Source organism: Thioalkalivibrio sp. (assembly GCF_041690275.1).
Classification (GTDB): Bacteria; Pseudomonadota; Gammaproteobacteria; order Ectothiorhodospirales; family Ectothiorhodospiraceae; genus Thioalkalivibrio.
In genome coordinates this window covers 6,879-12,387 of the sequence record NZ_JAWLHP010000071.1, presented here as the reverse complement: position 1 = coordinate 12,387, position 5,509 = coordinate 6,879, and the positions used below count along the sequence as shown (strand labels likewise).

At 66.5% G+C, this 5,509-nt stretch carries 7 protein-coding genes; 1 reads left to right on the top strand and 6 read right to left on the bottom strand.

The annotated features are described in order from the left end of the window. Positions 1–496: 496 nt before the first annotated feature. The 6 genes from ACESMN_RS11990 to ACESMN_RS11965 form a co-directional block, all read right to left on the bottom strand. Positions 497–706 (bottom strand): hypothetical protein, encoded by a 210-nt coding sequence (locus ACESMN_RS11990; RefSeq protein WP_373053836.1) that lies wholly within the window; start codon positions 704–706, stop codon positions 497–499. Between the two features lie 224 nt (positions 707–930). Continuing rightward, on the bottom strand, positions 931–1,308 hold the full coding sequence (locus ACESMN_RS11985) for a type II toxin-antitoxin system VapC family toxin (protein WP_373053835.1): 378 nt from the start codon (positions 1,306–1,308) through the stop codon (positions 931–933). Then, complete coding sequence (locus ACESMN_RS11980; protein WP_373053837.1) at positions 1,308–1,556, bottom strand: type II toxin-antitoxin system Phd/YefM family antitoxin; 249 nt, start codon at positions 1,554–1,556, stop codon at positions 1,308–1,310. Before ACESMN_RS11980 ends, ACESMN_RS11985 begins: the two co-directional genes overlap by 1 nt. A 186-nt stretch (positions 1,557–1,742) precedes the next feature. Further along, positions 1,743–2,165, bottom strand: a complete 423-nt coding sequence (hepT, locus tag ACESMN_RS11975) for a type VII toxin-antitoxin system HepT family RNase toxin (protein ID WP_373053834.1) — start codon at positions 2,163–2,165, stop codon at positions 1,743–1,745. Beyond that, positions 2,155–2,535, bottom strand: a complete 381-nt coding sequence (gene mntA / locus ACESMN_RS11970) for a type VII toxin-antitoxin system MntA family adenylyltransferase antitoxin (protein WP_373053833.1) — start codon at positions 2,533–2,535, stop codon at positions 2,155–2,157. The genes hepT and mntA overlap by 11 nt, the downstream gene beginning before the upstream one ends. A gap of 171 nt (positions 2,536–2,706) precedes the next feature. Beyond that, positions 2,707–4,425: a proton-conducting transporter membrane subunit gene (locus ACESMN_RS11965; protein ID WP_373053832.1), complete on the bottom strand. Its 1,719-nt coding sequence runs from the start codon at positions 4,423–4,425 to the stop codon at positions 2,707–2,709. A 303-nt stretch (positions 4,426–4,728) separates the two neighbouring features. Between ACESMN_RS11965 and ACESMN_RS11960 the strand changes: the two genes are divergently transcribed. Further along, a complete protein-coding gene (locus tag ACESMN_RS11960; RefSeq protein WP_373053831.1) occupies positions 4,729–5,265 on the top strand; it encodes an REP-associated tyrosine transposase in 537 nt (178 codons plus the stop codon). Positions 5,266–5,509 lie beyond the last annotated feature (244 nt).

Below are 5,509 nucleotides of genomic sequence, written 5' to 3'. Positions count from 1 at the left end.
GAGCCGGGATCCGCAGTAGGCCCCAACGTTCGGGGCTTGATCGACCAGGCGAGGCTTGCCCTGGTCAATTGCCCGCTGGCAAGACCTTCCACTGCACGGACTGATCAAGTAGCGGGGCCTTGCGCACCTGCCAGGACGCCAGATAGGGCGCCAATGTGGCCGGCGGATCGGGGTCGGGCCGCAGTTCGACCAGGGCCGAAGTACTCGGCGAAGCGGAACACCGTTCGGGGATATCTGGACACTCACTCCGATTGAGCCCGGAGTTTGTCAACTCCGAGCGTTGCCGCAGCCGCTGAAACAGGTTCTCGTTGGCTGTGAACAACTTGCCGGGGGGAGCATAGCTCGTACGCGGCAGCCCTCCGGCAGTAAAGTGCTTCCGGGGTCGGACCAGGGTAAGCGCCTGATTATTCGTTCAAATCACTCGGATTTCGGCGCCCGGAAGCGCTTAGAGGCCCGTTTTTGACGGCAAAACCGTGGCTCGAGGGCGTCGCCGCCATCAGTCACCCTCTGCCAGCAGCCTGCGCACCGTAGCGATCGGCAGGAAGAGCCGCAGCGGTCTGGACGGTAGAGGCATGAAGCCAAACCCCTCGTAGAGCGCCTGGCGCCGCCGCACGCGCTCTGGATCGCCGCAGTCGAACACATCCAGCATCACGACCGAGATGCCAATCGCATCGGATGCGCGGGCAATTCGCGTCAGGGGAGCCACCAACAGGTCGCTGCCGAAGCCCTGATTCCGATAACGCTGATCGGAAACTCCGGAACACCCACTTTCCTTGACCCGCAGCTGACATAGGCGTCCCCGCGACAGGTGAGCTTCGGAACATCCACTCTGTGCCTGACCCAACCGAGGGGAGGGCAGATCCCGCTCTGCAGCATCATCTCGATCCGGGGGAATCCTGTTGTCTCGCCTGAAGGCGGAGACGAGCCGGATCAAGCCCGGAAGAGTTGGATCTCCAGACCTTCGATATGCCGGTAGTGGCGATCGTTGGCGGTGACGAGACGATCCCCCAGGTGCAGCGCCGTCGCCGCGATCAGGGCGTCGGCAAGTTGCATGTTGTGGCTCAAGGCATATTCCTCGACCAAGAACGTCGCGCGCGAAGACATCTCCTCGCTGATGTGTACCAAGTCCGCGTCCCATTGGTGCAAGGAGCGGCGCAGGAGCCTGAACTCAGCCTTGTCGCGCATGCCCTGAACGAGCTCCATGTAGGTCACGGCGGAGATGTGGAACCCCCCTGCGCCGTCGAGCAGATCGGCCGCGCCCTCATGCCCGCGCAAGTTCCAGATCAGAATGTCGGTGTCGACCAGCATCAGGGCGCGTAGCGACCCTTCCGGAGTGATCGCACCTGCTCATCGACCGTTTGCTGATCCCGGCCGCGCCAGAGACCGAACAGGGGGTTGCGCTCTTCCAGGCGAGACGTTCGGGGCGCGTGTTCGTTGCAGGGCACCAAGCGCGCCCGTACCTGCCCGCGGTAACTGATCACGACCTCCTCGCCCCGATCGGTCGCGGCCAGGAGTTCGCGTGTATGCAGCCGAAGATCCTTGGTGGTTGCTTCCATCGCCATCGACACTCTACTTTGGTTACACTGCTGAGTGTAACTTTACCCGAGGGACGACTTCAACAAACTCCAGTACACCCTGTAGGTTCCGACCGGAATCCGCGGTTGTTTGACAGGTGGGTGCTGTTCGAGCGCAAGGCGGCCTGATACGTTTCCAGCATTGCCAGAGGGTAAACGGGGACAGCTTTATTTCCCCGTTTCTTCGGGCGATGCCAGCAGGAAGTCCACCACGAATGCGTAACCACCGGATTCGACCAGCTGAAGAACCCTCCGCATGTCCAGGTTCATGTAGTCGTGGACGATGCGGTTGCGCAGCCCGATGATCGCATTCCACTGCTCGAGTTCCTGCGCTGAAAGGCCCAGGATGCGGGCGAGGACTCGGAAGCTGTCGTAGGCGGAAACCGGGACCGGCTCGCCCGCCGCCTTGATCAGGTGCTTGGCCTTGCCGATGGCGTTTTCGACCAACACCTGGAGCGCATGCAGCACGCCGTTCTGCTCCAGCCGGCTGAGCGAGCCGCCCGCCAACACGCGTTCGCGCGCTTCGGCAAGCATCGCCGCCTGCTCACGCGCGATCACCGCCGTCTCCGCCTGGTAGAGATCAAGCCGCATGGGTGGACTCCCACGTCCAGTCCTCGAGCTCGCGCCAGGTGCGTAGCAGGAAATGGCTCCACGCAAGCGAGCCGTCACCCTTCAGCAGGCAGCCCTCTTCCGCGACAACGGCCCGCATGGCAAGCCTGGCCGACCGGAGGTCGATCAGGTCGATGCGCTCGAGCCCGGTGCCGAGCGTCTCGGCGAGCTCGGCGCGCAAGCGCTCCGTTGCTGCGAGGCCCTCTTCGAAGCCCAGTTGCGGCGACCACTGGATCGCGAAGTCCCAATCGCTGGCCTCCGTTGCGGTTCCGCGGCACCGGCTGCCGATCAGAACGGCAACCTCAAGGTGTGGTTCCCGGTTGAAAACGGCTTCAATGCGCGCTCTTTCCATGACGGAACGCTACCGCGGGCGCTACCTTGTGACAACCGCTTTGGCAAACGGGGACAGATTTATTTCTGGGACACAAGGAACGAGGGGAAATGGGGACGGATTTGTTTCCGCGGCGCCGGGTCGCCGAGAGGGCCCGCGTGCTGCTGAGGCATCGCAGGCCCGCTGCGCACCTCAACGCAGTCCCGCCGCCAGCAACACCACCAGGATCGCCGCGAAGACCAGCGCGATCTCCCGCTGCCAGAAACGGTCCGGCCGCAGGTGACGGTTGGGATGACGGCCGGCGATCAGCCGTGCCGGGTCCAGGATGCCCAGCATCCACTGGAACACCGGCGCTGTCGGCGCCCGGATGCGCGCAACGATCCCGGGCCTGGGCGTGATCACCGCCAGCAGATCGCCCGGCGGGATCGGCCAGGGGCGCAGCAGCCTGGAACCCGCGAGCGCCAGCGCGGCCCCCGCCAGCACCGGCCACCCGAGGTTGATCCAGTCGCCCGTGCTGACCGGTTTGCGCGCGGCCAGGCCCCAGAACTCCGGCAGGAACACCAGCGCCGGCCCCGCCGCGAGCACCAGGCCCCAGCCCAGCCAGACGGACAGCGGTGCCCGATCCCCTTGGCTCTCCGTGCGCAGCAGCCACAGGAAACGGGCGAGGATAAGCGTGGTGGCGACGGCCGCCAGTTGCAGCAACCCCGGCAGGTGCCGCCACCAGTCCGGCACCGCCACGGCGGTGTCGAAGGCCGCCTTCAGGCCCCCCTTCGCGACCACGCCGCTGCCCAGGATGCCCGCCAGCGCCAGGGCCGGGAGGCCAAGGAGCACCCACAGCAGCGGGCCGGCAAGCGGGCCGGGATGGCGGGCGACGGCGACACTCAGGAACAGCGCGCCCTTGGTCATCGCGTGGTGCAGGGCGAAGACAGTGACCGCCGCCACCAGCAGCGGCGCGAGTTCCGGTTCCTGCAGGGCCATGCCGACGCCCACCGTGATCAGGCCCATCTGGCTGACGCTGGAGTAGGCCAGCACCGTCTTCGGGTGATGCTGGTGCAGCCCGATGAATGCGGCGCCGAAGGCGGCGAGCAGACCGGCGCCGATCGCGAGCGCGCTCCAGCCGGGCAGGCTGACCAGTCCGATCGGCAGGATGTGCAGCCACGCCAGCAGACCGGCCTTGATCATCGTCCCGCTCAGCACCGCGCTGGCCGGCACCGGCGCCACCGGGTGCGCAAGCGGCAGCCACAGGTGCAGCAGCGGCAGCCCGACCTTGATGCCGAAGCCCAACCAGAGCAGCGCGATCAGCAGGTCCCGCCGTTCGGAGCCGGCGATCACCGCGGGGATATCGGCCAGCAGCGGCAGGATCCGCACCGGAGCCTCGGCGACCGTCAGCAGGATGCCGGCCAGGATCAGGCCCTCGCCGAGCACCGCCATCACCAGGTACACGCGTCCGGCCCGCCGCGCGTCCGGTTCGCCCGTGTGCACCACCAGCCCGTAGGCGGCAAAGGTCATCAGCGCGAAGCCGGCATAGAAGGTGGCGATGTCCAGCGCCAGGATCAGCACCAGGTTGCCGACGAGGGTCAGCAGCCAGAACAGTTCGAAGCGCGCACGGTGCGGGTCGTCCTGCAGGTAGCCGCGGGCGTGGATGCCGGCGCCGAGCCACAGCGCCGCAGTGAACAGCAGGAAGACGCGCGTGACCTCGGTCAGCCCGAGGCTGGTGCCGAGCAGGAGCCAGTCCAGCTGCACGGGGTTGCCCGGCGCTCCGGTCAGGCTGAGCACGAGCGCCGGCGCCGGCGCCCAGGGCGTCAGCCGCCCGACGCCCGCGCGCAGCGCCGGAACGGACCACAGAACGGCGAGGCCCAGTGGCAGCAACAGGGACGCCAGCACCAGCGTCGTGTCCAGGGTGTCGGGCATGGCCCTTAGTGAACAGCGGTTCCCGCGCAATTGCGAGCGCCGTGGCAGCGAAGGGGTTCCCGGATGGTGGGCCCGCTGCGCTTGGCCCACCCCACACACCCGCCAGTTCCGGATGGTGGGCCCGCTGCGCTTGGCCCACCCTACGCACCCGCCAGCGAGGCCGTAGGGTGGGCTAAACGAAGTGTGCCCACCATGGACCTGAAATCCAGCACGTCTACCCCCTTAACCAGCGGGACCCGATTGTGTTAACAATCCCCCTAACGCGTCTCCAACACGGCCCTGCCCCAGACAAGGAGGTCTGGCATGCCCGAGTACCGTCGCGCCTTCATCGCCGGTGGCTGTTATTTCTTTACCGTCGTGATCCAGGACCGCAGACCGATCCTCACGGAGCCGGCGAACATCGCCCGACTGCGCGAGGGTTTCCGGCGGACCATGCAGGCCCGCCCATTCCAAATCGATGCGGTGGTCGTGCTGCCGGATCACTTGCATACGGTCTGGCGCCTGCCCGAGGGCGATGACGACTATCCTTCGCGCTGGAGAAGGATCAAGCACTACTTCAGTGTCGGCCAGGCTTCCGTCATCGGGCGCGGCTCGCTGGCGCGGCGCCGTGAGAAGGGCATCTGGCAGCGTCGTTACTGGGAACATCTGATTGCGGACGACGAGGACTGGCGACGTCATGTGGATTACATTCACTACAACCCGGTGAAGCACGGGTATGTGGAGCACCCTGGAGATTGGCCGTACAGCTCGTTTGCGCTGGCGGTGCGAAAGGGCTGGCATGATGCGGATTGGGGCAACGTTCCGCCGACGCGGATCGACGCGGTGAAGGGTGGGGAGTGATCGGCGCCGAAAATACGGGGGGTGCGGTGCATGGTTGGTGGGCCCGCTGCGCTTGGCCCACCCTACGCACGCGCCAGCGCGGCCGACCGTAGGGTGGGCTAAACGAAGTGTGCCCACCAAGGCCCATGCTCCAGGGCCTGCGGCAGCCGTAGGGTGGGCTAAACGAAGTGTGCCCACCAAAGCACCCGCTCGCCCCCGGCGCCAGAGGGCGAAGCGCAGCGCGGGCTCCGGTACCCTGTGCTAG

Bases quoted from the DNA above. Each gene is read 5' to 3' on its own strand.
- ACESMN_RS11985 (WP_373053835.1), bottom strand. From the start codon at position 1,308: ATGCTGGTCGACACCGACATTCTGATCTGGAACTTGCGCGGGCATGAG.
- mntA (WP_373053833.1), bottom strand. From the start codon at position 2,535: ATGGAAAGAGCGCGCATTGAAGCCGTTTTCAACCGGGAACCACACCTT.
- ACESMN_RS11960 (WP_373053831.1), top strand. From the start codon at position 4,729: ATGCCCGAGTACCGTCGCGCCTTCATCGCCGGTGGCTGTTATTTCTTT.
- hepT (WP_373053834.1), bottom strand. From the start codon at position 2,165: ATGCGGCTTGATCTCTACCAGGCGGAGACGGCGGTGATCGCGCGTGAG.
- ACESMN_RS11980 (WP_373053837.1), bottom strand. From the start codon at position 1,556: ATGGAAGCAACCACCAAGGATCTTCGGCTGCATACACGCGAACTCCTG.
- ACESMN_RS11965 (WP_373053832.1), bottom strand. From the start codon at position 4,425: ATGCCCGACACCCTGGACACGACGCTGGTGCTGGCGTCCCTGTTGCTG.